The 25,497-nt window shown below is 73.3% G+C and carries 21 protein-coding genes and 1 pseudogene; 12 read left to right on the plus strand and 10 right to left on the minus strand.

Annotation, left to right across the window (positions count from 1 at the left end):
- Nucleotides 1–27: 27 nt before the first annotated feature.
- From AB0F58_RS10940 to AB0F58_RS10950, 3 genes are all read left to right on the plus strand, one after another.
- The gene (locus tag AB0F58_RS10940; RefSeq protein WP_357141177.1) at nucleotides 28–1,107 is read left to right on the plus strand and encodes a Rieske 2Fe-2S domain-containing protein; all 1,080 of its coding nucleotides are present in this window, start codon (nucleotides 28–30) and stop codon (nucleotides 1,105–1,107) included.
- Nucleotides 1,104–2,729, plus strand: a complete 1,626-nt coding sequence (locus tag AB0F58_RS10945) for a ubiquinol-cytochrome c reductase cytochrome b subunit (RefSeq protein ID WP_357141180.1) — start codon at nucleotides 1,104–1,106, stop codon at nucleotides 2,727–2,729. Before AB0F58_RS10940 ends, AB0F58_RS10945 begins: the two co-directional genes overlap by 4 nt.
- Nucleotides 2,730–2,908: 179 nt before the next feature.
- On the plus strand, nucleotides 2,909–3,610 hold the full coding sequence (locus tag AB0F58_RS10950) for a DUF4142 domain-containing protein (RefSeq protein WP_357141184.1): 702 nt from the start codon (nucleotides 2,909–2,911) through the stop codon (nucleotides 3,608–3,610).
- A gap of 68 nt (nucleotides 3,611–3,678) precedes the next feature.
- Here AB0F58_RS10950 and AB0F58_RS10955 read toward each other — a convergent pair whose 3' ends face one another.
- The 5 genes and pseudogenes from AB0F58_RS10955 to AB0F58_RS10975 all read right to left on the minus strand — a co-directional run bounded on the left by AB0F58_RS10955 (nucleotide 3,679) and on the right by AB0F58_RS10975 (nucleotide 9,358).
- Nucleotides 3,679–3,966 carry an Lrp/AsnC ligand binding domain-containing protein gene (locus AB0F58_RS10955; RefSeq protein WP_088982823.1) on the minus strand — a complete coding sequence of 96 codons (288 nt, stop codon included), beginning with the start codon at nucleotides 3,964–3,966 and terminating at the stop codon, nucleotides 3,679–3,681.
- 193 nt (nucleotides 3,967–4,159) lie between these two features.
- On the minus strand, nucleotides 4,160–5,008 hold the full coding sequence (locus AB0F58_RS10960; protein ID WP_357141187.1) for a sugar phosphate nucleotidyltransferase: 849 nt from the start codon (nucleotides 5,006–5,008) through the stop codon (nucleotides 4,160–4,162).
- 116 nt (nucleotides 5,009–5,124) lie between these two features.
- Nucleotides 5,125–5,634: pseudogene (locus AB0F58_RS10965) on the minus strand (NUDIX domain-containing protein); the annotation flags it as partial.
- Nucleotides 5,635–5,689: 55 nt separating this feature from the next.
- Nucleotides 5,690–7,474: an HD domain-containing protein gene (locus tag AB0F58_RS10970; RefSeq protein ID WP_357141826.1), complete on the minus strand. Its 1,785-nt coding sequence runs from the start codon at nucleotides 7,472–7,474 to the stop codon at nucleotides 5,690–5,692.
- 129 nt (nucleotides 7,475–7,603) lie between these two features.
- Nucleotides 7,604–9,358: a DEDD exonuclease domain-containing protein gene (locus AB0F58_RS10975; RefSeq protein WP_357141190.1), complete on the minus strand. Its 1,755-nt coding sequence runs from the start codon at nucleotides 9,356–9,358 to the stop codon at nucleotides 7,604–7,606.
- 127 nt (nucleotides 9,359–9,485) lie between these two features.
- Here AB0F58_RS10975 and AB0F58_RS10980 point away from each other — a divergent pair, with 127 nt between their 5' ends.
- The 4 genes from AB0F58_RS10980 (at nucleotide 9,486) to AB0F58_RS10995 (ending at nucleotide 13,811) form a co-directional block, all read left to right on the plus strand.
- Nucleotides 9,486–10,913: an NYN domain-containing protein gene (locus tag AB0F58_RS10980; RefSeq protein ID WP_357141193.1), complete on the plus strand. Its 1,428-nt coding sequence runs from the start codon at nucleotides 9,486–9,488 to the stop codon at nucleotides 10,911–10,913.
- A 130-nt stretch (nucleotides 10,914–11,043) separates the two neighbouring features.
- Nucleotides 11,044–11,253, plus strand: a complete 210-nt coding sequence (locus tag AB0F58_RS10985) for a hypothetical protein (RefSeq protein ID WP_357141196.1) — start codon at nucleotides 11,044–11,046, stop codon at nucleotides 11,251–11,253.
- Between the two features lie 177 nt (nucleotides 11,254–11,430).
- Nucleotides 11,431–12,690 (plus strand): M48 family metallopeptidase, encoded by a 1,260-nt coding sequence (locus AB0F58_RS10990; RefSeq protein ID WP_357141199.1) that lies wholly within the window; start codon nucleotides 11,431–11,433, stop codon nucleotides 12,688–12,690.
- Nucleotides 12,687–13,811 (plus strand): glycosyltransferase family 4 protein, encoded by a 1,125-nt coding sequence (locus AB0F58_RS10995; protein ID WP_357141202.1) that lies wholly within the window; start codon nucleotides 12,687–12,689, stop codon nucleotides 13,809–13,811. The genes AB0F58_RS10990 and AB0F58_RS10995 overlap by 4 nt, the downstream gene beginning before the upstream one ends.
- A 45-nt stretch (nucleotides 13,812–13,856) precedes the next feature.
- Here AB0F58_RS10995 and AB0F58_RS11000 read toward each other — a convergent pair whose 3' ends face one another.
- The 5 genes from AB0F58_RS11000 to AB0F58_RS11020 form a co-directional block, all read right to left on the minus strand.
- Entirely contained in the window at nucleotides 13,857–15,569 is a 1,713-nt protein-coding gene (locus AB0F58_RS11000) for a bifunctional diguanylate cyclase/phosphodiesterase (RefSeq protein ID WP_357141205.1), read from the minus strand.
- An 88-nt stretch (nucleotides 15,570–15,657) separates the two neighbouring features.
- Nucleotides 15,658–16,464 (minus strand): SAM-dependent methyltransferase, encoded by an 807-nt coding sequence (locus AB0F58_RS11005; RefSeq protein ID WP_357141208.1) that lies wholly within the window; start codon nucleotides 16,462–16,464, stop codon nucleotides 15,658–15,660.
- A 193-nt stretch (nucleotides 16,465–16,657) separates the two neighbouring features.
- Nucleotides 16,658–17,326, minus strand: coding sequence for a response regulator transcription factor (locus tag AB0F58_RS11010; protein WP_030337723.1), 669 nt, complete (start codon nucleotides 17,324–17,326; stop codon nucleotides 16,658–16,660).
- A gap of 7 nt (nucleotides 17,327–17,333) precedes the next feature.
- Nucleotides 17,334–19,034, minus strand: coding sequence for a GAF domain-containing sensor histidine kinase (locus AB0F58_RS11015; protein WP_357141212.1), 1,701 nt, complete (start codon nucleotides 19,032–19,034; stop codon nucleotides 17,334–17,336).
- A 14-nt stretch (nucleotides 19,035–19,048) separates the two neighbouring features.
- Entirely contained in the window at nucleotides 19,049–20,860 is a 1,812-nt protein-coding gene (locus AB0F58_RS11020) for a long-chain fatty acid--CoA ligase (RefSeq protein ID WP_357141215.1), read from the minus strand.
- A 158-nt stretch (nucleotides 20,861–21,018) separates the two neighbouring features.
- Here AB0F58_RS11020 and AB0F58_RS11025 point away from each other — a divergent pair, with 158 nt between their 5' ends.
- The 5 genes from AB0F58_RS11025 to AB0F58_RS11045 all read left to right on the plus strand — a co-directional run.
- The gene (locus AB0F58_RS11025; protein WP_357141219.1) at nucleotides 21,019–21,474 is read left to right on the plus strand and encodes an SRPBCC family protein; all 456 of its coding nucleotides are present in this window, start codon (nucleotides 21,019–21,021) and stop codon (nucleotides 21,472–21,474) included.
- 40 nt (nucleotides 21,475–21,514) lie between these two features.
- Nucleotides 21,515–22,162 (plus strand): hypothetical protein, encoded by a 648-nt coding sequence (locus AB0F58_RS11030; RefSeq protein ID WP_357141222.1) that lies wholly within the window; start codon nucleotides 21,515–21,517, stop codon nucleotides 22,160–22,162.
- A gap of 61 nt (nucleotides 22,163–22,223) precedes the next feature.
- On the plus strand, nucleotides 22,224–23,180 hold the full coding sequence (locus AB0F58_RS11035) for an ROK family glucokinase (protein ID WP_357141226.1): 957 nt from the start codon (nucleotides 22,224–22,226) through the stop codon (nucleotides 23,178–23,180).
- A 119-nt stretch (nucleotides 23,181–23,299) separates the two neighbouring features.
- A complete protein-coding gene (locus AB0F58_RS11040) occupies nucleotides 23,300–23,995 on the plus strand; it encodes an endonuclease/exonuclease/phosphatase family protein (RefSeq protein WP_357141230.1) in 696 nt (231 codons plus the stop codon).
- A 97-nt stretch (nucleotides 23,996–24,092) separates the two neighbouring features.
- The coding region (locus AB0F58_RS11045) for an NAD(P)-binding domain-containing protein (RefSeq protein ID WP_357141233.1) at nucleotides 24,093–25,497 on the plus strand (1,405 nt) is incomplete at its 3' end.

The following is a 25,497-nucleotide window of genomic DNA, read 5'->3' on the forward strand; positions in this document are numbered from 1 at the left end:
CGGCACCGCCCGTAGCGAGGTGACGGCATGAGCACGCACACCGAGAAGCCGGCCCGGGAGCCGATCGACCTGGACGACCCCGAGCTGACCCGGTTCGACGTCGTCCAGGAGGGTCTGCGCCGGGACGACATCGAGATCGTCCACTACGAGCCGCAGTTCGTCGCGGGCAGCAAGGCCGAGCGCCGCACCACCCGGCTGGTCGCCTCGTTCTTCCTGCTGACCGGGCTCGCCGCGACCGCCTTCCTGGTGGTCTACATCTGGTGGCCGTGGCAGTACGAGCCGGGCCACGGCGGGGACAAGCTCTACACCCCGCTGCTCGGCCTGACGCTCGGCGTGGCCCTGCTCGGCATCGGCTTCGGCATCCTCACCTGGGGCAAGAAGCTGCTGCCCAAGGAGGTCGCCATCCAGGACCGGCACGAGGGCGAGGTCGACAGCGAGGGTCGCAAGATCACCGGGCAGACCATGCTCTTCGTCGCCGACGAACTCGGCGTGAAGCGTCGTCCCCTGCTGGGCATCTCGCTCCTGGCCGGTCTCGCGCCGGTCGGCGCGGTCGCCGCCGCGCCGCTGGTCGGTGGTCTGATCAAGCAGCCGCACGAGAACAACCAGATGTTCACCACCGGCTTCAAGCCGGCCGAGGGTGGCGGGCGGATCCGCCTGGTCCGGGAGGACGGCCGACCGGTCCGTCCGGCGGACATCAGCGCCGGTGGCCAGATCACCGTCTTCCCCGGCATCGAGCACGGGGTGAGCAACAAGCACGCCGACTCGGTGACCCTCCTGATCCACCTGAGGGAGTCCGACGCGGTCGAGGCGCGGGAGGCCAACGAGCGGGTCGGCCACCGCGACTACATGTGGGGCAACTACGCGGCGTACTCCAAGATCTGCACGCACGCGGGCTGCCCGGCCAGCCTCTACGAGCAGCAGACCAACCGGTTGCTCTGCCCCTGCCACCAGTCGCAGTTCCTGATCACCGACAACGCCCGGCCCATCTTCGGTCCGGCCAGCCGGCGCCTGCCGCAGCTGCCGATCGAGGTGGACGACGAGGGCTTCTTCGTGGCAAAGTCCGACTACACCGAGACCGTCGGGCCCGACTTCTGGGAGCGGCCATGAAGCGCCGAAAGTTTGACATGGCAGCGGTGCCGGGAAAGGCCGCTGCCCAGGTTGACGACCGGTTTGGCGTATCCACCCCGCTGCGCCGGGTACTGAACAAGGTCTTCCCGGACCACTGGTCGTTCCTGCTGGGCGAGATCGCGCTCTTCTCGTTCATCGTCCTGTTGCTGACCGGTGTCTTCCTGACGTTCTTCTACGAGCCCGCGCTGACCGAGGTCATCTACAACGGCAGCTACGCGCCGCTTCGCGGGACGCCGATGTCGGCCGCCTACGCCTCCAGCCTGGACATCTCGTTCGACGTCCGGGGCGGTCTGATCATGCGGCAGATGCACCACTGGTCCGCGCTGCTGTTCATGGCCGCGATCGTCGTGCACATGCTCCGGGTCTTCTTCACCGGCGCGTTCCGCAAGCCGCGCGAGACGAACTGGATCATCGGTTCGCTGCTCTTCTGGGTGGGCTTCCTGGCCGGCTTCACCGGCTACTCGCTCCCGGACGACGGCCTTTCCGGCACCGGCCTGCGGATCGCTTCGGCGATCATGCTCTCCATTCCGGTGATCGGTTCCTGGGTCACCTCGTCGATCTTCAACGGCGAGTTCCCGGGCGACATCATCATCAGCCGCTTCTACATCGCCCACGTGCTGCTCGTCCCGGGTCTGCTGGTCGCGCTGATCAGCGCGCACGTCGGCCTGGTCTTCAAGCAGAAGCACACCCAGTGGCCCGGCCCCGGCCGGACCAACGACAACGTGGTCGGCGAGCGGATGTTCCCGCGCTACGCGCTCAAGCAGGGCGGCTTCTTCATGGTCGTCTTCGGCGTCGTCGCGCTGATGGGCGGTCTGTTCCAGATCAACCCGATCTGGCTGTTCGGCCCGTACGAGGCATGGGTGGTGTCGGCGGCGAGCCAGCCCGACTGGTACGTCATGTTCCTCGACGGCTCGACCCGACTCATGCCCGCCTGGGAGATCAACATCCCGATCGGCGACGGCTACGTCATCCCACCGCTGTTCTGGCCGACGGTGGTGCTACCCGGCATCCTGGTGGGGCTCTCGACGCTCTACCCGTTCGTCGAGGCCCGCCAGCTCAAGGACAACAAGGCGCACAACCTGCTCCAGCGCCCCCGGGACGTCCCGCACCGTACCGGCCTCGGCGCCATGGCCATCGCCTTCTACCTCGTCCTGACGCTCTCCGGCGCCAACGACGTGATCGCGGACAAGTTCATGATCAGCTTGAACGCGATGACCTGGGCCGGTCGGATCGGCCTGCTGATCCTGCCGCCGCTGGCGTACTACGTGACGTACCGGATCTGCCTCGGCCTCCAGCAGCACGACCGCGAGGTCCTCGCCCACGGTGTGGAGACCGGCATCATCCGGCGGCTGCCGGACGGCCGGTTCGAGGAGGTCCACCAGCCGCTCAGCGCGGCGGACGGCCACGGCCACAGCGAGCTGGACTACGTCGGGTGGGTGGTCCCGAAGAAGATGAACCGGCTCGGTGCGCTCGGCCCGGCCATCCGGGGCTTCTTCTACCCGATCGAGAAGCCGGTCGAGGCGCCGGTCTCTCCGGGGCACCCGCCGGTGGAGCCCCGCCCGGAGCGGGAGGAGATCGGCAGCGGCCCGAGCCGCCACTGATCGCCACCCGACCGCAGCACCCGTGGCGCCCGCCGGTTCACCGGCGGGCGCCACGCCCGTTCCCGCCCGGTCCACGGTGACCGCGCTCGCGCGGCCGAGCGGGACCCGTCGTCACGGTGCCGGGGGTTAAACCCGGCCAGCCGGGTATCCGTGCGGTCCAACGACCACGGGGAGGGAACATGTTGGGTATCAAGAGGCTCGGGGTGGTAGCTGCCCTGACGCTGGTCGGGCTGGCTCCTGCCGCCGCGACCCAGGCGGCTCAGCCGTCGACCCAGGACCGGCAGTACCTACAGGCGGTCCACCAGGTCAACCTGGCCGAGATCGTCACCGGTGAGCTGGCCCAGCAGAAGGGGCAGAACCAGGGCGTCAAGGACCTTGCCGCCACTCTGGTGACCGATCACACGCAGCTCGACCAGACCGTGCAGGACACTGCGAAGCAACTCGGCGTCGAGCTTCCCAAGGACCCGACCGCCGACCAGCAGGCCGTGGTGGATCAGCTGAACAACGTCAACGGTGCCGAGTTCGACCGGCAGTGGGTGACCGCCGAGCTGGCCGGGCACGTCCAGGCCATCCAGGCGACCCAGACGGAGATCTCGCAGGGCTCCGAGCAGTCGGTGGTCCAGCTGGCCCAGGACGCCCTGCCGGTGCTCCAGGCGCACTACGACGAGTTGGTGACCCTGGCGGAGCAGCTGGGCGTGCCGGTGCCGCAGACCAGCGCCAGCGGCACGCCGGGGCCGGGCGGTAGCGGCACGCCGGCTCCGTCGGGGACCGGTCCGGCCTCACCCGCTCCGGGCGGTACGGCCACCACGCCGGCTCCGGGCGGCACCACCGGTCCGGGCGAGGGCGGCGTCACCGAGACGCCGGCCCCGACGGGTAGCTGACCAGTACACGAGCGCCGGTCCGCCTCCGGGTGGGCCGGCGCACGTGTGCCCGCCGTCCCACGGCGGGCTCAGTCGGCGTTGGCCAGCCCGATCGCGAACGCCTCCTCCAGATCGTGCTGCGAGTACGCCCGGAAGGCGATGTGCGACTCGGTGTTGATCACACCGGGGACCTTGGAGATGCGGCCGGCGATCACCTGGGCGATCTGCTCGAACTCGCGTACCCGGACCATGGCGATGAGGTCCACGTGACCGGCCACGGAGTAGACCTCGCTGACCCCCGGCAGGGCGGCCAGCGCCTCGGCCACCTCGGGGATCGCGTCGGTGGCGCAGTCGATCAGCACGATGGCGGTGATCACGGGCGATCTCTCCGTTCGTCGACGTCACGCCCATGCTAGTGGCTGGTGGGTGCCCGGACTCCGCCACCCGCGCCGCGTTCACGCGGCGGCCCGCGCCCACGCCGGGGTGGTTGCCCGGGGCGCCCCTGCGCGGGGAGAAGCGGTAGCCGGATCCCTGCTACCGCGCCACGCGCCTCCGGGCGGAGGGCGGGGATCAGTCGGTGCGGACGGTGAGGGTCCCGCTGGCCCGGATCGCCCCCTGCAGGCGCTCGTCGGGGCGGACGGTCGCGCCGGGCCAGACCACCGAGCGGGTCACCGTGCCGGCGACCACCGCGCCGGCACCGACCACCGACCGCACGCAGGTGCCGGTCACCGTGGCGGCCGGGTCGACCAGGTTGTCGTCCCCGGCGGCGTGCAGGTTCGCGGCGAGGTAGTCGCCGGGGGTGCCGGTGTCGTAGAAGGTGCCGGCGAACGGCACCACCTCCAGCGCCCCGGCCGCCTCGGCCGGCCGCCAGACGGCCCGGACCAGGTCGCCGAAGGTCGGAGGCAGGTCGCGGACCTGCCGCCAGGGCAGCAGGGAGAAGCCGACGAACCGGTGACCACTGAAGGTGCCCGGTGCGCGCGGGTCGGGTGCCGGCTGGCCGAGCAGGCGGACCGTCTCGCCGTCCCAGCCGTCGAGCAGGGCGGCGACGTCCGGACCGGGTGCGACGTCGGGGGCGGCCAGGTAGGCGTCGGCATTGCCGACCAGCACGCCCCGACCGGCGATCCAGTCCCGCAGGTTACCGATTCCGCCGGCGGTACCGAGCGGGTCGCCCGGCTCGACCGAGAGGTGCGCGCGGGACCCGACGTGGGCGACCACCTGCCCACCCAGGTAGCAGGCGTTGACCGCCACCGCCCCCGGGCCGGTCAGACCGAGGCCGGCCACCCGGGCCAGAGCCCGGTCCAGGAGCGCGACGTTGCCCACCGGGCAGAGTGCCTTGGGTACGCGTTCGGTCAGCGGACGCAACCGGGTGCCCTCCCCGGCGGCGAGGACCACCGCGCAGACCTCCACCGCGCTGGTCACGCCGCCGGCCGCCCGTCCGGCCCGGTCTGTCCGTCCGGCCCGGTCTGTCCGTCCGGCCCGGTCTGTCCGTCCGGCCCGGTCTGTCCGTCCGGCCCGGTCTGTCCGTCCGGCCCGGTCTGTTCGGCAAGGGGGCCGATGCCGTAGTACCCGAGCAGCCGGGCGGTGGCCCGGCTCAGCCGGGGCAGGTCGTCCAGCGGATGCCAGGCGGCTTCGAAGACCTCCGCGCCGTCGACCACCAGCTCGGTCCGCGACGCCGGCACCTCCGCCTCGAAGACGACGTCCACCCAGCCCAGGGCGTGCACCACGGCGTTCGGCACGGCGGGGCGCAACTGGTCGGGGGAGAGCCGGACCCCGGACTCCTCGGCCAGTTCGCGGGCCGCGCCCACCACCGGAGCCTCGTGCCGGCGGAGCAGCCCGGCGGGCAGGGTCCAGCTGTGGCCGGGGGGCTGACGCAGCAGCAGGAGGCGGCCCGCGCCATCCGCCTCGGCGTCCCGGACCAGGGTGACCGCGCCGACGATGTACTTCGGCACGGCCAGCCGGACCAGCCGCCGGCGCAGGGACACCGGCAGGCGGTAGAAGGTCCGGTAGACGACGGCCCGAACGACTGCTCGGGAGCGGGGGATCATGACTCCAGGTTAGTGGCCCGGACGCACTCGCCGGAGCACCGGGGGAGGGAATCCCTCACTGTCGGTGGTCGACCAGGTCGATGAGCTGGGTGACCACGGTGTCCGGGTCGAGCGCCCGGTCGAAGACGGCGACCAGCAGTGTCTCCAGGTCGGGGTAACCGAGTTCCTCGGAGAGCCGCAGCAGCGGCAGGTCGCTGGCCAGGCCCCGGTCGTGCTTGCGCAGCGCCAGCCCGATGGTGGCCCGGCCCAGGCGGACCTTGTCGGCGATCGAGATGCCCGGCTCGGTGTGCTCGGCGAACCACCTGTTGATCTGCATCTGGGCATGCGGCGACTTGACGAAGTCCAGCCACTCGCGGCGGGGCCCCCGGGGCGCGGCCAGCGCGTCGAAGCCGTTGTCGTCGGTCTCGGTGAAGATCTCCACCACGTCGCCCTCCTTCAGTTCGGAGGAGAGCGGCGCGAGTCGACCGTTGATCTTGGCGGCGAGGCACCGGTCGCCCCGCGCGGTGCCCAGTTCGTACGCCAGGTCGACGGGGGTGGCTTCGGCCGGGAGCACGATCTGCCGTCCGTCGGCGAAGACCTGGATCTGGGCCTCGGCGAGGTCGCAGCGCAGCGACTGGAGGAACTGGTTCGGGTCGGGGGCGTCCTGCTCCCAGTTCAGCACCCGACGCAACCAGTCCAGTTGCTGGGCCCGCACCGCCGTCCCGTCGGTGCGGGGGAAGCGGAAGTCGGCGGCAACGCCGTACTCGGCCAGGCGGTGCATCTCCTCGGTGCGGATCAGCACCTCGACCGTACGGTCCTGCGGGCCGCGCACGGTGGTGTGCAGGGACCGGTAGAGGTTGTTCTTCGGGGAGGCGATGAAGTCCTTGAACCGGCCCGGCGCGGGCCGCCAGAGCCCGTGCACCGCGCCGAGTGCGGCGTAACAGTCGGTGGCCGGGCCGTCCACCACGATCGCGATCCGGGGAAGGTCGAACGGGGCCGCGTGGCCGCCGGCCACGGTGTCCTTCCAGATCGAGTAGAGGTGGCGCGGGCGGGGGGCCACCGTGGCGTCCACCTTGCTGCGCCGCAGCGCGACCCGGGTACGGGCGACCACCTCGCGCAGGTACGCGTCCCAGCCGGGCCGGTCGTGCAGGTGCCGCTGGATGCGGGTGTACTCCTCCGGCTGCAGGTGCAGCAGCACGACGTCGTCCAGTTCCCGTTTGAGGGCCTGGATGCCCAGCCGGTCGCAGAGCGGCACCAGCACGTCGAGGGTCTTGGTGGCGATCCGGTTGCGGGAGGCCGCGGAGCGGACGCCGAGCGTGCGCATGTTGTGCAGCCGGTCGGCCAGCTTGATGATCAGCACCCGGACGTCCTTGCCGGCCGCGATGATCATCTTGCGGACGGTCTCCGCCTCGGCGGCCTTGCCGTAGAACGCCTTGTCGAACTTGGTCACCCCGTCGACCAGGTGCGCCACCTCGGGACCGAAGTCCTCGGCGAGCGCCTGGAGGGTGTAGCGGGTGTCCTCCACCGTGTCGTGCAGCAGCGCGGCGACCAGCGTGGTGGTGTCCATGCCGAGGTCGGCGCAGATCTCCGCGACCGCCAACGGGTGAGTGATGTACGGCTCACCGCTCTTGCGGAACTGGCCCCGGTGCATGTTCTCCGCGATGGAGTACGCCCTGCGCAGCACCGCCGTGTCGGCGCTGGGGTGGATCCCGCGATGCGCCCGGACCAGCGGGGTGACCGGGTCGTTGTCGGTGGTCGGCCAGGAGAGCAGGGATCGCAGTCGGCGGGCCAGCGGCAGCTCGCCGGCGGGTGTGGGAAGGGCGCCCCCCAGGGCGGCGCCGTGTCCGGCGTCGACGTCCACCTGGGACACCTCCTCACCCCGGCCCCACGGCCGCCGGTGTCCGGCAACCGGGAGCAGGCCCACGAATCGGGCAGGACTGCACTTCTCCAACAGCCTATGTGAGGCGACGTCATCCGATCGGTCACTTGCTCATGGGCGTTCGGTCGAGAGTTGCGCCGACACCGCCCGCTCCGCCTTCGCCAGCAGGGCCCGGAACCGGGCCGCACCGGCGACCGGAGAGGACCAACCGGCGGAGGACTCCACCAGTCTGGTCTCCGGTCGCTCCAACCAGGACAGGATGCGCTCGGTCTCCTCGGCGGTGGCCGCGGGCACCGGGCCGTGCCCGGCCGACACCGTCTCGGCAGTGGCCCGGATCAGCTGCAACGTCGGTCGCGGGTGGACGCCGGGCGGGGAGACGCCGGCTCCGGCGAGCCGGCCGTGCCGCACCAGGGCCAGTTCCCAGCCGCCGCCGGGCGCGGGGTGGGCGGCGGCCAGCTCGGCGATCCCGGTCAGCCCGGCCAGCCGCTGCATCCGTACAGTCGCCCGGAGCAGCGCCGCCAGCCGGGCGCGGACCACCGCGGCCTCCTCGTACCGTTGGGCGGCGGCGAGCGCCTCGATCCGGGCCAGCAGCGCGTCCACCACCGGCTGCGGGTCGGCGGCGGTGGCGGTCCGGAACGGCGCCGCCGCGCGGTGGTCGTACTCGTCGGGGGTGATCCGGTGCTCGCAGGGTGCCGGGCAGCGACCCAGCTCGGCCAGCGCGCAGGCCGGCGTCACGGTGCGCAGCGACAGCCGGTGGGTGCACTGGCGCAGCGGCAGCGCGTCGTGGAACGCCGCCGCGGCCAGTTCCGCCGCCCGGCGGGAACCGAACGGTCCCAGGTAGGCGTCGTCGGCGGGGCCGATCTCCCGGACCACCGACAGTCGTGGGTACGGCCCGCCGGTGAGCTTGAGCCACAGCATCCGCTCGGGGAACTTCGACCGCCGGTTGTACGGCGGGGCGTGCGCGGCGATCAGCCGCAGCTCGCGCACCTCGGCCTCCAGGGAGTGGGCGCACTCGATCGCCTCCACCCGCTCGGCCGCGCCCAGCATCTCCGACATCCGGGCCCGCTTCTCGGCGGCGGTGAAGTAGCTGCGCACCCGGGTGGCGATGTCGCCGGAGGTGCCGACGTAGAGCGGCCGGTCGTCGGCGGCCCGGAAGATGTAGACCCCGGGGGCCTTGGGCAGCCCCTCGGCGAGGTAGCGCTTACGGCGCTGGGTGGGGGTGACCGCGCGGGCGAACTCGATCGCCTCGCCCAGGGTGTGTACCCGGTGCCCACCGAGCCGACCGATCAGCCCGTGCAGCACGTCCACCGTCGCCCGCGCGTCGTCGAGCGCCCGGTGGGTCGGCTGGGTGGTGGTGCGGAAGTACGTGGCCAGCGTGCCCAGCTTGCGGTTGGGCACCTCGTCGCGGGTGAGCACCCGCCGGGCGAGCGCGGCGGTGTCGAGCACCCGGGGATTGGGCCAGCGGTAGCCGTGCTTGGCGCAGGCGGCCTTGAGGAACCCCACGTCGTACGGGGCGTTGTGGGCGACCAGCACCGCGTCGGCGAGGAACTCGAGGAAGCTCGGCAGCACCGTCTCGACCGGGGGCGCCGGCAGCAGCATCGCCTCGGTGATGCCGGTCAGCACGGTGATGAACGGCGGGATCGGCTGACCGGGATTGACCAGGGTGCCGAGCACACCCAGCTCCTCGCCGCCGCGGACCTTGACCGCGCCGATCTCGGTGATCCCGCCGCCGTCCGGCGCGCCGCCGGTGGTCTCCAGGTCGACCACGACGAAGGTCACCGCGTGCAGCGGGAGCCCGGGGTCCATCCCCTCGCCGGCCGGGCCCAGCCCGGCCAGTGTCTCCTGCACGTATTCCCCTGCGGTCACGGGCGGCACGGTAGTGCCCCGGTCCGACACTCCCGTAACAGGTGACCCGTGCGTTACCACGCGACTAGGATGAGAGATCGGCTCACTCACCGGGCGGTGGGCCCGCTCGCGGTGGGAGACTTGCCACATGCCCCTCACCGAGCCGTACGACGACCGCACCCCCGACCCGGGGACGGTCGCCACGGGGCTCGACGCCTCCGGTGACGGCGAGCACACGACCGCGCCCACGCCAGAGGCGGGAAGCTCGGAGCCCGAGCCCGTGCTGCCCGAGCCGGTTCGACAGCGGATCGTCACGCTCACCGCGGCGGTGCTGCCCGGTCTGCCGGCCGACGAGGTGCCCGTGCCACTGCGCCGGGTGGCCAAGTTCGCCCCCAACCGGCGGGCCCGGCTCGGTGCGCCGGCCATCGCCGCCCAGCTCACCGCCGATCCGCTGTTCCGGCAACGGGTCACCGCCCGGGTGCTCGCCGACTCCGGTGACCTCGGTGCCGCCGTCGTCGAGGGGACGGCCCCGGCCGCCGCCGACCCGGTCGAGGTGGCCGCCCTGGCGTATCTCGTCCGCCCGACGGGCTGGCGGGACCTGGTCGACGCCAGCGGCGCGGCGGTGCGCGCCGAGGCCGACAGCGCGGTCGTCGCGGAACTGGTGCGGGAGGCCGAACAGCGGGCCACCCGGGCCGAGCACGACCGGGCGGTGGCCCGGGTGGAGGCGGAGAAGCTCCGTGACGAGCTGGCCCGGGTCCGCGACGAGCTGGGCCAACTCCGTGAGGAGCACCGGGTGCTGGCCCGTTCGCTGCGGGAGACCCAGGCCCGGGAACGCCGGGCCAACGAGCTGCTCGCCACCGAACGCGGCCGGGCCGCCCGCGCCGCCGCGGACGCCGACGCCGAGCTGCGCCGGGTCCGCAACCGACTGGCCGAGGCGGAGGCCGTCGCCGGGGTCGCCCGAGCCAGCGCCAAGGAGGCCCGGTCGGTCGACGACGCGAAGCTCTGGCTGCTGCTGGAGACGATCGGCCAGGCGGCCGTCGGCCTGCGCCGGGAACTTGCCCTGGACCCGGTGGACCGGCTCCCCGCCGACTTCGTCGCCGACACCCTCGCCGACCAGCCGACCGCCGCCCCGGCCAACCCGTCCGCCCGTGCCCGGGACACCGACGACCCGGCCCGGCTGGACCAGCTGCTCGCCCTGCCCAAGGCGCACCTGGTGGTGGACGGCTACAACGTCACCAAACGCGGCTTCGGCGAGATGTCCCTGGAACAACAGCGCAAGCGGCTGATCACCGGGCTCGGCGGGATCGCCGCGCAGACCGGGGACGAGGTGACCGTGGTCTTCGACGGCGCGGAGCGGATGCACGGGCTGCCGCCGACGCCGCGCGGGGTGCGGGTGCTCTTCTCCCGCAAGGGGGAGACCGCCGACGAGTTGATCCGCCGGCTGGTCCGGGCCGAGCCCGCAGGGCGTCCGGTGGTGGTGGTCTCCTCCGACCGGGAGGTCGCCGACGGGGTCCGCCGGCACGGCGCGTACCCCCTCGGCGCGGACGCGCTGCTGCGGCGGCTGGCCCGCTCCTGAGCGGCGCACGCCGGTTCTGTCGTACCCCCCGCGTAGCGTGACGGTGACCGAGGGTGTTCGAGCTGCCGGGTGGCCGATGGCCGCGTGGCCGTGGCTCGGGTGCCGCACCGCATCGCTTCAGGAGGAAGCCATGCTCATCGACTGCGCCAGATGCGAGATCCGGGGTCGCGGCTGTGCAGACTGCCTGGTCACCGTGCTGTTCGACACACCGGAGCAGGTTGCCGGGCTCGGTGCCGCCGAGCAGCACGCGGTCGAGATCCTCGCCCGCGCCGGCTTCGAGGTGGAGGTTCTCGCTGGTCCCGCCCCGGCCGGCACCGCCCGGCCGTTCCGCGCCGCCTGAGGCCGGCACCGCCTGGCCGTTCCGCGCCGCCTGACGCCGGCACGGTCCGACCGGATCGACCCGTCCGGGCCACTTTCCACCGAGATCTCCGCCCGCTCCCGCCGGGCCCTAGGATGGGCGGTCACGGCGAGAGGAAGACGGCATGGTTCGGGTACGCGGCCTCGGTGGAGCACGCCGGTGACCCCGCGCGGCTGGGCGATGCTCACCCTCGCCGTCCTGGTCGTCGCCGGGCTGCTCACGGTGGCGCTGCTCATCCCGTGGAGTCGTCCGCCCGCGCCCCGCGCCGACCAGCTCGCCGCCCTGCGGGACCTCCCCGTCGACCGGGTGGAGCGGGCCCGCGAGTTCCGGGCCGCACTGCGCCCCGGCGGCTGGGCCGCCCTGACCGTCGGGCTGCTGGTGGCGCTCCTGCTCGGGCTCACCCCGCTGGGCGCGCGCCTGGTCGAGCTGGCCGGACGCCCCTTCGGTGGGCACTGGACCGCTCAGGCCCTGGCCGGCGGACTCGCCGTGGTGCTCGTCGCCGACCTGGTCACCCTTCCGTTCGCCGCCTGGCGGCAGGTGGTCCTCACCCGATACGACCTGAGCACCAACGGCTGGGGCGGCTGGACCGTCGACCTGCTCAAGTCGTACGCGCTCAGCGCGGTCGTCGGCGCGGTCGCGCTGCTCGGCTTCTACACCGTGCTCCGGCTCGCCCCACGCTGGTGGTGGGCGTTCGGGGCGGCCGGCGCGGCCGGGCTGGTGCTGCTCCTCTCCCTCGTCCTGCCGGTGCTGGTCGAGCCGGTCTTCAACCGGTTCACCCCGATGGAGCCCGGTCCACTGCGGACCGAGGTCATGGAGCTGGCCGCCCGGGACGGCGTGCCGGTCCGCGACGTGCTGGTCGCCGACGCCTCCCGCCGCACCCGCGCGGTCAACGCCTACGTCTCCGGCTTCGGCCCGACCCGCCGGATCGTCGTCTACGACACCCTGCTGCGGGAGGCGACGCCGCAGGAGGTGACGAGCGTGGTCGCCCACGAGTTGTCCCACGCCAAGCACGGGGACGTGCTGGTCGGCACGGTGACCGGCGCGCTCGGCGCGGCGGCGGCGGTGGTCGCCCTCTACCTGCTCGGATCATGGGGTGGGCTGCTGCGGCTGGCCGGGGTCGACTCGATCCGGGACCCTCGGGCCTTTCCGCTGGTGCTCGCGCTGGTCACGCTGGTCGGGTTGGTGAGCACACCGGTCCAGGCGATGCTGTCCCGCCGGGTCGAGGCGCGGGCCGACGCGCACGCGATGGCGCTCACCGGCGACCCGGCGACGTTCGAGGCGATGCAGCGTCGATTGGCCGGGGCGAACCTGGCCGACCCCGACCCGCCCCGCTGGGAGTACCTCTACTCCGCGTCACACCCGTCCACCGTGGAGCGGATGGCCGCTGCCCGCGCACACGCCAGGGAGACCGGCCGATGAGCCGTACGCTGCTGATCACGAACGACTTCCCGCCCCGACCCGGCGGCATCCAGTCGTTCGTTTACAACCTGGCGCTGCACCAGCCCGCCGGCTCGGTGGTGGTCTACGCGTCGACCTGGCGGGACGCCGAGAAGTTCGACGCGGACCAGCCGTTCGAGGTGGTCCGGGAACGCACCCGGGTGCTGCTGCCCACCCCGCTGGTCGCCCGGCGTGCCGCCGCGCTGGCCCGCCGGTACGACTGCGACTCCGTCTGGTTCGGGGCGGCGGCCCCGCTCGGGCTGCTCGCCCCGGGGCTGCGTCGCCGGGCCGGGATCCGTCGCGTGCTGGCCCTGACCCACGGGCACGAGGTCGGCTGGGCGGCGCTGCCGGTCGCCCGGACGGCCCTGCGCCGGATCGGCCGGGGCGCGGACGTGGTCACCTACCTCGGCGACTACACCCGGGTCCGGCTCGAACGGGTCCTGCACGGCCTCACCGACCTGCGGCGGCTGGCACCCGGCGTGGACGTGGACGCGTACCACCCCGACGTGGACGGGGAGGTGGTCCGGGCCCGACTGGGGTTGACCGACCGGCCGGTGGTGGTCTGCGTCTCCCGGCTGGTGCCGCGCAAGGGGCAGGACACCCTGATCCGGGCCCTGCCGGCGATCCGCCGCCGGGTGCCGGACGCCGCCCTGCTGGTGGTCGGGGGCGGACCGTACCGGGGCACCCTGGAGAAACTCGCCCGCCAGACCGGGGTGGAGCGGGACGTGGTCTTCACCGGCACCGTGCCCGCCGCCGAGCTGCCGGCGCACTACGCCGCCGGTGACGTGTACGCGATGCCCTGCCGCACCCGCAACCGGGGGCTCGACGTGGAGGGGCTGGGCATCGTCTACCTGGAGGCGTCCGCCACCGGACTGCCCGTGGTGGCCGGGGACTCCGGCGGCGCGCCGGACGCGGTCCGCGAGGGCGAGACCGGGTACGTGGTGCGCGGGCGGGACGTGGCGCAGCTCGCCGACCGGGTGGCGACCCTGCTCGCCGACCGGGACCTGGCCCGCCAGTTCGGTGCGGCGGGACGGGCCTGGGTCGAGCGGGAGTGGCGCTGGGAGACCCAGGCCCAGCGGCTGGCCGCCCTGCTCGCCGGCTGACCACCCCCCGCCGCCGCTCCGGAGCGGTGCCGGGGCCGGTGCGCCTCAGCGGGGTGCGGCGATGACGGTCGGTGTGGCCTGCCGTTCCCGGCAGAGCAGGTCGAGGATCTGCCCGGCCGGGCCCGGCCGGCCGAAGTGCCAGCCCTGCGCCGAGTCGCATCCGATCGCCCGCAGCCGTTCGGCCTGGGCGGCCGTCTCCACCCCCTCCGCGGTGACGGTGAGGTCCAGCGCGTGCGCCAACGACACCAGGGAGGCGAGGATCCGCTCGTCGGTGCGGCTCGCCGGGTCGGCGTTGGCGCCGCGCAGCCCGGTGACGAAGTTCCCGGCCACCTTCAGCTCGGTCACCGGCAGGTCGCGCAGGTACGCCAGGTTGGAGTAGCCGGTGCCGAAGTCGTCGATGGCGATCCGGACACCGGCGTCGGCCAGCGTCCGTAACGCGTGGACCGGTTCGCCGGTGGTGCTCATCATGGCGCTCTCGGTGATCTCCAGCTGGAGCCGTTCCGGTGGCAGGCCGGTCTCCTCCAGCAGGTCACGTACCTGCCGTACCAGGCCCGGACCGTGCACCTGCCGGACCGCCAGGTTGACGCTGACGAACGGCGCGCGCGACCGGCCGCCCGCTGGCCAGCCCTCCGCCTCCCGGGCCGCGTCGGCGAGCACCCAGCCACCGAGCGGCACGATCAGGCCGGTCTCCTCGGCCAGCCCGATGAACCGGTCCGGCCGTAGCTCGCCCAGTTCGGGGTGACGCCACCGGACCAGCGCCTCCGCCCCGACCACGCTGCCGTCGTGCAGCGAGGTCAGCGGCTGGTAGTCCAGGTAGAACTCGCCCCGCTCCAGGGCGGCCGGGATGGCGGCGGAGAGCGCGTACCGGGCCAGTTCCTGCTGGTTGCGGTCGACGTCGAAGAGTTCCCAGCGGGCCCCGCCGGCCCCCTTCGCCCAGTGCAGCGTGCTGTCGGCGGCCCGCATCAGGTCGCTCGGGGTGGTGCCGGCGACCGGGCGTTCGACGATGCCGATGCTGGCGGAGACGGTCAGCTCGTGCCCGTCCACCAGGGCGGGCCGGTTGACCGCGTGCAGCGCCGCCTCGGCGACCCGGACCACGTCCTCGGTGCCGGCGGTCCGCTCCACCAGGATGACGAACTCGTCGCCGCCGAGCCGGGCTACCAGATGGCCGCCGACCGCCTCCCGCAGTCGCCGGCTCACCGAGACCAGCAGCGAGTCGCCGACATGGTGGCCGAGCGTGTCGTTGACGACCTTGAAGCGGTCCAGGTCGAGGAAGCAGAGCCCGACCCGGTGGCCGGCACGGCCCGCCCGGTCGATCGCCGCCGTCAGGCGCTCGGTGAACAGGGTGCGGTTCGGCAGGGCGGTCAGCGGGTCGTGGGTGGCCTGGTGCCGGAACCGCGCCTCGCTCTCCCGGAGCGCCCGCTCGGCCTGTGCTCGGGCCACCATGGCGGCCCGCCGCAGCGACTCCTGGGCGTCCAGTGTGCGGTCCCGCAGCGCGCGGGCGTAACCGGTGGCGACGGTCGCCAGCAACCGGGCCAGCCGGTCCGCGGCGTCGTCGGCGACCAGCCCGAGGTCGGAGAGCAGCCGGAGCTGGATGATCTCGACGGTCCGGCCGAGCCCCTCGGCCGAGGCGATGTGCGCGGCCACCAGGTCGATCCCTACCTGGTGGCCGATCCGGGGATCGAAGGGCTCCGCGCGCAACGCGTCGGCGAGCCGGTCGGTGAGCAGCTGGAGGAAGCCCTCCAGCTGCTCCTGCGTCATCGGCAGGTAGCTCGTGCCAGAGACCGCCCTGGCCCAGGCGCGGGCGAAGGCGCCGGGACACGGGCGGGACCCCGTCGCCGGGGGCGGCTCATCCACCGAGCCGCCCCACCCCGCCCAGGAAGCCCGACCGGGCGGCGTCCTCGGCGTGCTCGGGGAACTCCGGCCGCCACGCCGGCACCCACACCAGACCCGGTTCGATCAGCTCGAAACCGTCGAAGAACGTGGTCAGCTCGGCGCGGTCGCGGAGGATGAGCGGATTGTCGGTGTTGCGGTAGACCCGTTCTGCGTCGGACCGGGCGTCGCCGTACTGGCCGATGTCGCTGGCCTGGGAGAGGACCAGGAAACTGCCCGGGGCGAGGGCGTCCCGGAGGGTGCGCAGGATCTCCGCCGGCCGGTCGTCGTCCGCGACGAAGTGCAGCACGGCGACGATCATCAGGGCGACCGGCTCGGTGAGGTCGAGCAGGGCGTGCAGGTCGGGATGGTCCAGGATCCGCTCCGGCCGACGCAGGTCCTCCTGGAAGACGACGGCCCGCTCGTCGTGACTGAGGATCTCCCGGCTGTGGGCGACCGCCACCGGGTCGACGTCGACGTAGACCACCCGGGAGTCGGGGGCGATCCGCTGCGCGACCTCGTGCACGTTGCCGACGGTCGGGATGCCCGAACCGATGTCGAGGAACTGGCGTACGCCCGACTCGGCCAGGAAGTGCACGGCCCGCCGCATGAACGCCCGGTTGGCCTGGGCCATCAGTGGCGCCTCCGGGACGGCGGCCATCATCGCCCCGGCGGCGGCCCGGTCGGCGGCGAAGTTGTGCGACCCGCCGAGGTAGTAGTCGTACATGCGGGCCACGCTCGGGCGCTCGACGTCGATGGTGTCGGGTGCCCAGTCCGGCCGCATTGCGCTACCCCTTTTGACACGTTCACGACGACGGTCGCCCCCGTGGGCCACCCGGGTATTCTGCCCGCTCACCGCCCGGGTGACCAGACCGCGTCACCTCGGCTTCGGGTCCGGCGCGGGCCGGAAAGCGGGCCGGGAGGTCGGCGTCGGCCACCTCGGGCGGACGCGGACCTCCCGGTCGGCGGGCGACGCTCTAGAACTTGGGCGCGTCCGGGGCTTCCAGCAGGCCCAGCCGCAGCGCGGTCATCAGCGCCTGGGCCCGGTTGGCGGCACCGAGCTTCTCGTAGAGCTTCGAGATGTGCGTCTTCGCCGTGGACTCGCTGACGAAGAGCTGCTTGGCGATGCCGGCGACGCTCATCCCGTCCGCCAGCAGCCGCAGCACCTGGCCCTCCCGGGGCGAGAGCTGCGGACCGGACGGCGCGAGCCGGCGCTTCATCGCCTCGGCCAGGTCGGCGGCGGTGAAGGCGCTGGGGGAGGAGGCGGCGTGCCGGGCAGCGGCCACCACCTCGTCGGCCGGCGCGGTCTTCGGCACGAAGGCGCTGGCCCCGGCCTCCAGGGCCCCGAAGAGCTGGTCGTCACCGGCGTACATGGTGAGCACCACGATGCCCATCGACGCGCTCGACTTGCGCAGCGCCCGGGTGGCCTCCAGGCCGCTGCCGTCGGGCAGGCGCAAGTCCATGATCACCACGTCGGGCTGGAGCGCGCCGGCCTGCCGGACCCCCTCGGCGGCGGTGGCGGCCTCGCCGACCACCTCGAACTGGCGGTCCCGCTCGAAAGCGTGCCGCAGACCCTTACGGATCAGGTCATGATCGTCCACAAGGAGGACCTTGGTACGGGTGGCCGGTATCGGACTGGTGGTCATCCTCGGGTTACTCCCCTTCTCCTGCGGTCACGCTACCGCGCACGGTATCGCGTCGGGGCGAGGTGCCGAGAACCACCGCCACCGTCGTACCGCTCGGTTGCCGTGGACGGATCTCCAACCGGCCCCGGATACGTTCCGCCCTCTCCGCCATGATCGCAAGGCCGTACCGGCCGTCCGGGCGCTGGTCGGCCATTCCCTGACCGTCATCCGACACTTCGATCTGCGCGTACGGGGGGTCCACCTCGCAGGTGACCCAGAGGTTGGTCGCCCCGGCGTGCTTGCGGGCGTTGGTCACCGCCTCCTGGGCGATGCGCAGCAACTCGGCCTCGGTGGCGGCGGGCAGCCGGGCGGTCGACTCGTCCAGGGACAGGTGCACCCGCAGCCCGCCGGAGGCGCCGACGGTACGGGCGTACTCGGCGATCGCGGCGGCCAGCCCGCCGTGCCGGTCCACCTCGCTGCGCAGCTCGAACAGGCTCAGCCGCAGCTCCTGGATCACCCGGGTCACCTCACCGCGCAGCGTGCGCAGGCTCTCCGCGGTCTCCTCGGCGTCGTCGTGCACGGTGGCCAGGGCGTTGTCGATGCCGTAGCCGACCATCACCAGCTCCTGGGCGACCCCGTCGTGGATCTCCCGGGCCAGCCGCTGCCGCTCCTCGTTGGTGGCCAGCGAGCGCACCTCGTCGAAGAGCAGCGCCGCCTCCAGCCGCAGCGCCGCCGGACGGGTCAGCGCGGTCACCTTCTCCACCACCGCCGCCGGGTACGCCTGCGCCACGTCCGCCTCCAACGCCACCAGGCCCACCGTCCGGACCCCGGCGACCAGCGGCACGATCAGGGCGGAGACGTCCCCGCCCCGGTGCGAGCGGGCCTGTGACCGGTTGGCGGTCTGCGGCTGCTGGCTGGCCCAGGCGTCGGCGATCGCCGAGTCGGCGTCGAGCGTGGTCTCCCAGTCCACCCGGTCCACGCCGACCTGGGCGAGCACCACCAGCCGGCCGCCGCCGCTGGCGGAGAGCACCGCGGCCCGGTCCGCCCGGGTGACCGTGCGCAGCTCCTCGAGCAGGTGCTCGGAGATGCCGCCCGGGTCGAGGGTGGCGCCGGGGAGCTGCCGGGCGACCCCGCGCAGCTGGGTCAGCAGCCGGGTCGCCTCGGCGTACGGCTGGGGCTGGGGTTTGGCGTCGACGCGGACCGCCATCACCCGGTGCAGGGTGCTGGCGGCGTAGAGCCCGAGCCCGGCCAGCAGCAGCCACTGGGCACAGACCGCGAGGTATCCGAGCTGGCCGAGCTGGCGTTCCCCGTCGACCTCGGTCAACGCCCCGCTGAGCAGCAGGGTGACCGCGGTGACCGCGAGCAGCGCGGCGCCCTCGCGGAACTGGCGGCGCAGCGCGGTCACGGTGACCGGTACGGCCAGGTAGGGCAGGACCGCCGAGGCGCCGAGCCCGCCGATCGGGCCGCCGATGGTCGCCACCGCGGCCACCTGGCTGGCGGCCAGGCCGAGCACCACCACCTCGGCGGCCCGACTGAGTGGACTGAGGAGCCGGTCGCTCGGCGCGAGCAGCGCCGGCACGCCGGCCAGGGCCAGCAGGGCGATCCACCAGAGCTGGTCGACCTCCCGGGTGGCGATCAGGGTCAGGACGGCGACCAGCGCGAGCACGACCACTCGGGCGGTGACGGCCAGTGGGTGCGGCTGGGGCCGGGTGGGTGTGGAGGCGGACACGTGACGGATCGTAGTCAGCGGGAGTAGATCTCGGCGATCTCGGTCGCGTACGTCTCGTGCACGACGTTCCGCTTCACCTTCAGCGAGGGGGTCAATTCGCCGGTGGCCTCGGTGAAGTCGCGCGGCAGGATCCGGAACACCTTGATCGCCTCGGCCTTCGACACGGTCCGGTTGCCAGCGTCGACCGCGCTCTGGATCTCGGCGAGCAGCGCCTGGTGTTCCCGCAGGTCGTCGAGGGTGGCGGTGGCCGGCAGGCCGGCCGCGTCCCGCCACTTCGGCAGCGCCTCCTCGTCGATGGTGACCAGCGCGGCGATGAACGGCTGCCGGTCGCCGACCACCACGCACTGACTGACCAGCGGGTGCGCGCGCACCTGGTCCTCCAGCACCGCGGGGGCGACGTTCTTGCCGCCCGCGGTCACGATGATCTCCTTCTTGCGGCCGGTGATGCTGAGGTAGCCGTCGGCGTCGAGCTGGCCCAGGTCACCGCTGCGGAACCAGCCGTCCACGAGTGCCTCGGCGGTCGCCTCGTCGTTCCGCCAGTACCCGCGGAAGACCAGGTCACCGGCGATGAGGATCTCGCCGTCGTCGGCGATGCGGACGGTGACCCCGGGCAGCGGCCGGCCGACCGAGCCGATCCGGGTGGCGCCGGGCAGGTTGGCGGCGGCGGCCGGGGAGGTCTCGGTGAGGCCGTAACCCTCCAGGATCGTCACCCCGATACCGCGGAAGAAGTGTCCGAGCCGGGCGCCGAGCGGGGCACCACCGGAGATGGCGTCCCGGCAGCGACCGCCGAGGGCGGCGCGCAGCTTGCGGTAGACCAGCTTGTCGAAGAGGGTGTGCTGCAACCGCAGGGCCAGCCCCGGCCCGCCCGGCCGGTCCTGCGCCTCGCTCCAGGCGACCGCCACCGCCTCGGCCCGGTCGAAGATCCGGCCCTTCCCCTCGGTCCGGGCCTTCTGCCGGGCGCCGTTGTAGACCTTCTCGAAGACCCGGGGCACCGAGAGCACGAAGGTCGGCCGGAAGTCCTGCAACTCCGCGACCAGGTTCGTGGTGTCGGCGCAGTGCGCCATGGTGGCGCGGGCGTGCACCATGCCGATCTGGACGAGCCGGGCGAAGGCGTGCGCCAGCGGCAGGAAGAGCAGGGTCGAGGCGCCGGCGTTGAACAGGTTCGGCAGCACCGGGACCGCGTTGGCGATGTCGGCGTACATGTTGCGATGGGTGAGCACGCAGCCCTTGGGGCGGCCGGTGGTGCCACTGGTGTAGATGATGGTGGCGACGTCGTCGGCGTGGACCTGCCCGCGCAGCCGGTCGATCTCCCGGGGGTCGACGGGCGCGCCCAGGGCCACCAGCTCGTCCACCGCCCCGAGGTCGATCTGCCAGACCCGGTCCAGTTCGGGCAGCTGGTCGGCGATCCCGGCGACCAGGGTGGCGTGCGCGGTGGTCTCCACCAGGCAGGCGACCGCTCCGGAGTCGGCCAGGATCCAGGCGGCCTGGTCGGCGCTGGAGGTCTCGTAGATCGGCACGGTCACCGCGCCGGCCGCCCAGATGGCGTAGTCCAGCAGGGTCCACTCGTAGCGGGTGCGGCTCATCAGCCCGACCCGGGAGCCCCGGGTGATGCCGGCCGCGACCAGGCCCCGGGCCACCGCGACCACCTCGTCACGGAACTGCCGGCAGGTCACGTCCGTCCAGGTCCGTCCCGTTCCGTCGGCCGCCGGCAGCGGGCGCGCGAACTGCACCGCGTCCGGTGCGGCGTCGGCGTTCGCCCAGACCGGGTCGGTCAGGTTGGCCGCGTCGCCGACGCTGACGATCGGCGGGACGGAGAACTCGCGCACCTGCACTCCTCGTGCTCGCGGACGGTCGGGCCGGGCCGTCGGACGGGCCGGACGACCTCGTCGAAACCTACCCGTCGCCGCCGGTCACCAGGTGGGCCGGGTTCGTGGGGGTGGACCGGGGCACTGCCCGGCCCGGCCCGGCCGGGTAGCCTCCCCCCATGGCGGACTCCTCCACCCAGTCGATCACCATCGACGCGCCCCCGGACCGGGTGGTCGCGGTCATCTGCGACTTCGCCCGCTACCCCGAGTGGACCGAGGCGGTGCGCCGGGTCGAGGTGGTCGAGGAGTACGAGGACGGCTACGCCAGCCAGGTCCGGTTCACCATCGACGCCGGCGTGCTGGCCGACGAGTACGTGCTGGCCTACGAGTACGCCGAGGACCTCTCCCGGATCGAGTGGCACCTGGCGGCCCCGTCCCGGATGCAGCGCGCCCAGCGGGGCTCGTACGACGTGGTCGGCAACCCGGACGGCACCTCCACGGTGACCTACACCCTCGAGGTGGAGCTCTCCGTCGGCATGCTCGGGATGTTCCGCCGCAAGGCCGAGAAAATGATCATGGACACGGCGTTGAAGCAGTTGAAGCATCGGGTAGAAGCACCCGGTGTGACCCGCTGAACCGAACCGGCGCGGTGCCGCCGGGGTAGAGGAGCCGAACGTGGGGGGTACCGATCCGGGTTCGGCCCGGGAGGAGGCGGAGCGGCTGGTCGCCACGGTGCTGGCCACCGCGCGACTGGCGGCGGCCGGTACGCCGACCGGGTCGTGGGGTCCGCTCGGTGGGATGCTCGCCGGTGTCCTCGGTCACAGTGGGCGCCCCGGGACCGGCGGTGTGCCGGGCGGGGCCAGCGGGCCCGGTGCCGCACACGGATTCGCCACCGGTACGGCCGAGTGCGACGTGTGCCCGATCTGTCGCGCGATGCGCGCCCTGCGGGACCCCAGCCCCGAGTTCGCCGAACGTCTGGCCACCGGCGCAGGCGACCTCGCGGCCGGCGTCGCCAGCCTGCTCAGGGCGTTCGTGCCGGAACCGACGGCGACCACCGCCGACGAACCGGATCCGGCCGGTGATGATCAGGTGTGGCGCGAGGCCACCCGTACCGGGCATGATTCCCATCCGGCGCCCGCACGGGACGTCTGGTCCGCCGCGACCCGCGCGGAGGACGCGACGAACCCGGCCGTCGCCGTCGCCGAACCGCCCGTCGACGCCGCCGGGCCGGACCCGGCGCGAGCCCCGACCGTGGGTCCCGTCGTGCCCGCGTCGCGTGTACCCGACGGTGCGGACGGGGAGCCACCAGGCGACGGGGCCTGACCCACGACATCCCGCCACCCCGGCCACCGGCCGGCGGCGCCGGGCAGCACAGCAGAGGGGAGTGGCAGCGGTGACGCTGACCATCGGAGTCGACGTCGGTGGCACCAAGGTGGCCGGCGGTGTGGTCGACGACACCGGCCGGGTACTGGCACAGGCCCGACGGGACACCCCCGCCGAGGACGTGGGCAAGACCCGGGACGTCATCATCGAGGTGGTCACCGAGCTGGCCGCCGGCCGCCCGATCGGCGCGATCGGCATCGGCGCGGCCGGCTGGATCGACGCGACCCGCTCCACCGTGCTGTTCGCCCCCAACCTGGCCTGGCGGGACGAGCCGCTGCGGGCGTACGTCAGCGCCGCCGTCGGCCTGCCGGTCATCGTCGAGAACGACGCCAACGTGGCCGCCTGGGCCGAGTTCCGCTACGGCGCGGCCCGGCACGCCGAGGACTCGATGGTGATGTTCACCATCGGCACCGGTGTCGGCGGTGGCATCGTGCTCGGTGGCGAGCTGGTCCGGGGCGCGCACGGCATCGCCGCCGAACTGGGGCACATGCTCACCGTCCCGGACGGCCACCAGTGCGGCTGCGGCCGGCTCGGCTGCATCGAGCAGTACGCCAGCGGCAACGCGCTGGTCCGCTTCGCCCGGGCCGGTGCCCGGCAGGAACCGCAGCGCGCCGCCGCGTTGCTCGCACTGGCCGGCGGGGACGCCGAGTCGATCACCGGACCGATGGTCACCGCCGCCGCGCAGGGCGGCGACGCGATCTCCTGCGAGGCGTTCGCCCAGATCGGGCGGTGGCTGGGCACCAGCCTCGCCGACATGGCCCAGATCCTCGACCCGCAGGTGCTGGTCGTCGGCGGCGGCGTGGTCGAGGCCGGTGACCTGCTGCTCGGCCCGACCCGGCGGTCGTTCGCCGAGGCGCTCGCCCAGCGGGGCCGCCTGCCGGTGGCCGAGGTGCGCCCCGCCGAGATGGGCAACACCGCCGGCGTCATCGGCGCCGCCGACCTGGCCCGGCGGCTCTAGGTGAAGCGCGAGGAGTGCAGCGCAGCGGAGCCCCGCAGTCGTGAACGGAGGGTGGTTGGGTGAAGCGCGAGGAGTGCAGCGCAGCGGAGCCCCGCAGTCGTGAACGGAGGACGGATCTGATGGACGGTGTGCCGCTGCGGGTGGTGTCGTACAACATCCACACCCAGCGGGACGACACGGCCGCGCTGGCGGAGGTGGTCCGGGCCGTCCGACCCGACGTGGTCATCGTGCAGGAGGGGCCACGCCGGTTCCGCTGGCGGAGCAAGTGCGCCGCCCTGGCCGACTCGTTCGGTCTGGTGGTGGGCGCCGGTGGACTGCCGGCGCTGGGCAACCTGCTGCTGACCAGCCTGCGGGTGCGGGTACACGCCACCAGGTGCCAGCGCTTCCCGCTCACCCCTGGCCGGCACCTGCGCGGCGCGGCGTTCGCCGAGTGCACGGTCGGCGGGGCCCGCTTCGTGGTGGCCGGCACCCACCTGTCGACCGACCCGGCCGAGCGCCCCGCCCAGGCCGCCCTGTTCCGGGCGGAGATCGAGACGGCGCGGTGGCCGGTGCTGGTGGGCGCGGACTTCAACGAGGGACCGGGCGGCGCCGCCTGGCGGACGATCGCCGACGGGCTCACCGACGCGGCCGTCGCCGCCGACCGCGCCGAGCGGCTCACCTACTCGTGCGCGGACCCGCGCCGCCGGATCGACGCGCTCTTCGTCGACCCCCGGATCACCGTGGTCGACTACGACGTGGTCGACACCCCGCAGACCCGCCGGGCCAGCGACCACTTTCCCGTCCTGGCGGATCTGCTGCTGCCGGTCACCACCTGATCGGCCCACGGGTCCGGGCTGGACAAACACTCTCCGAAGTGGAGAGGATGCGGCGGCGACCCGGCACGCGTACGGCGTCCCCAAGGAGAGATACCCGGTGTCCACCCCCACCGACCACGGCGGTCACGACGACCCGTCGGTCACGCTCGCCCTCACCCCCGACGGCCGTCCGGTCGCCGACCGTGGTGCCACGGTCTGCGTGATCGGCGCCGGGGCCAGCGGCCTGACCACGGTGAAGAACCTGAAGGAGCACGGCTTCGGCGTCGACTGCTACGAGCGGGAGACCGGCGTCGGCGGCGCGTGGAACTGGCGGCACGACCGCAGTCCGGTCTACGCGAGCACCCACCTGATCTCGTCGCGGCCGTTCACCCAGTTCCCCGACTTCCCGATGCCCGACTCGTGGCCGGACTACCCGCACCACAGTCAGCTGTTGGCGTACTTCGAGCGTTACGCCGACCACTTCGACCTGCGTCAGCACATCTGGTTCGGCACCGAGGTGATCCGGGTCGAGCCGGTCGCCGGGGACCGCTGGGACGTGACCACCCGCAGCACCGGCGGATACGGTCCGGAACGGACCTCCCGGTACGCCGCCGTCGTCATCGCCAACGGCCACAACTGGTCGCCGAAGCTGCCCGAGTACGAGGGGCTGGCCGAGTTCCGGGGCGAGACGATGCACGCCTCGGCGTACAAGGACCCGGCCCAGCTGCGGGGCAAGCGGGTACTGGTGGTGGGGGCCGGCAACACCGGCTGCGACATCGCGGTGGAGGCCGCCCAGCAGGCCGCCAGCTGCTGGCACTCCACCCGGCGTGGCTACTGGTACGCCCCCAAGTACGTCCTCGGCCGCCCCGCCGACCAGGTCAACGACCTGCTGTTGGCGCTCCGGGTGCCGAGACGCGTCCGGCAGTGGCTCTACCACCGGACGCTGCGGCTGACCGTCGGTGACCTGACCCGCTTCGGGCTGCCCCGACCCGACCACCGGGTCTACGAGACCCACCCGATCGCCAACAGCCAGCTCGTCTACTACGTCGGGCACGGCCGGATCACCCCGGCGCCGGACGTCCGCCGCTTCCACCCGTACGCCGTGGAGCTGGCCGACGGCCGTCAGATCGACCCGGACCTGGTCGTCTTCGCCACCGGTTACCTGCCGCGCTTCGAGTTCCTCGACGCGCGGATCCTCGGTGACGAGGCCGGGGTGGGACGGCCGACGCTCCACCTGAACGCCTTCCCCCGCAACCACCCGACGCTGGCCGTCGTCGGACTGGTCCAGCCGGACTCGGGGGTCTTCCCGATCTTGCACTGGCAGGCGGTGCTCCTCGCCCGACTGCTGCTGCTGCGCCAGTACCGCCCGGAACGGGCGGAGGCGTTCGCCGCCACGGTCGCCGCCCGAGCCGGGAAGCGGTACGCCGGCCGGGTCGAGGACAGCAGCCGGCACTGGTTCGAGGTGGGACACGTCGACTACCTGCGCGCCGTCCAGCGCGCCCTGGACGAGTTGGAGGTGGTTC

It is taken from the genome of Micromonospora sp. NPDC023956 (assembly GCF_040639195.1).
Lineage (GTDB): Bacteria > Actinomycetota > Actinomycetes > Mycobacteriales > Micromonosporaceae > Micromonospora.

What these genes read in the sequence shown, in the direction of transcription:
- AB0F58_RS10940 (WP_357141177.1), top strand. Translation starts at nt 28, where the DNA reads ATGAGCACGCACACCGAGAAGCCGGCCCGGGAGCCGATCGACCTGGAC.
- AB0F58_RS10945 (WP_357141180.1), top strand. Translation starts at nt 1,104, where the DNA reads ATGAAGCGCCGAAAGTTTGACATGGCAGCGGTGCCGGGAAAGGCCGCT.
- AB0F58_RS10950 (WP_357141184.1), top strand. Translation starts at nt 2,909, where the DNA reads ATGTTGGGTATCAAGAGGCTCGGGGTGGTAGCTGCCCTGACGCTGGTC.
- AB0F58_RS10980 (WP_357141193.1), top strand. Translation starts at nt 9,486, where the DNA reads ATGCCCCTCACCGAGCCGTACGACGACCGCACCCCCGACCCGGGGACG.
- AB0F58_RS10985 (WP_357141196.1), top strand. Translation starts at nt 11,044, where the DNA reads ATGCTCATCGACTGCGCCAGATGCGAGATCCGGGGTCGCGGCTGTGCA.
- AB0F58_RS10995 (WP_357141202.1), top strand. Translation starts at nt 12,687, where the DNA reads ATGAGCCGTACGCTGCTGATCACGAACGACTTCCCGCCCCGACCCGGC.
- AB0F58_RS11000 (WP_357141205.1), bottom strand. Translation starts at nt 15,569, where the DNA reads ATGACGCAGGAGCAGCTGGAGGGCTTCCTCCAGCTGCTCACCGACCGG.
- AB0F58_RS11005 (WP_357141208.1), bottom strand. Translation starts at nt 16,464, where the DNA reads ATGCGGCCGGACTGGGCACCCGACACCATCGACGTCGAGCGCCCGAGC.
- AB0F58_RS11010 (WP_030337723.1), bottom strand. Translation starts at nt 17,326, where the DNA reads ATGACCACCAGTCCGATACCGGCCACCCGTACCAAGGTCCTCCTTGTG.
- AB0F58_RS11025 (WP_357141219.1), top strand. Translation starts at nt 21,019, where the DNA reads ATGGCGGACTCCTCCACCCAGTCGATCACCATCGACGCGCCCCCGGAC.
- AB0F58_RS11040 (WP_357141230.1), top strand. Translation starts at nt 23,300, where the DNA reads ATGGACGGTGTGCCGCTGCGGGTGGTGTCGTACAACATCCACACCCAG.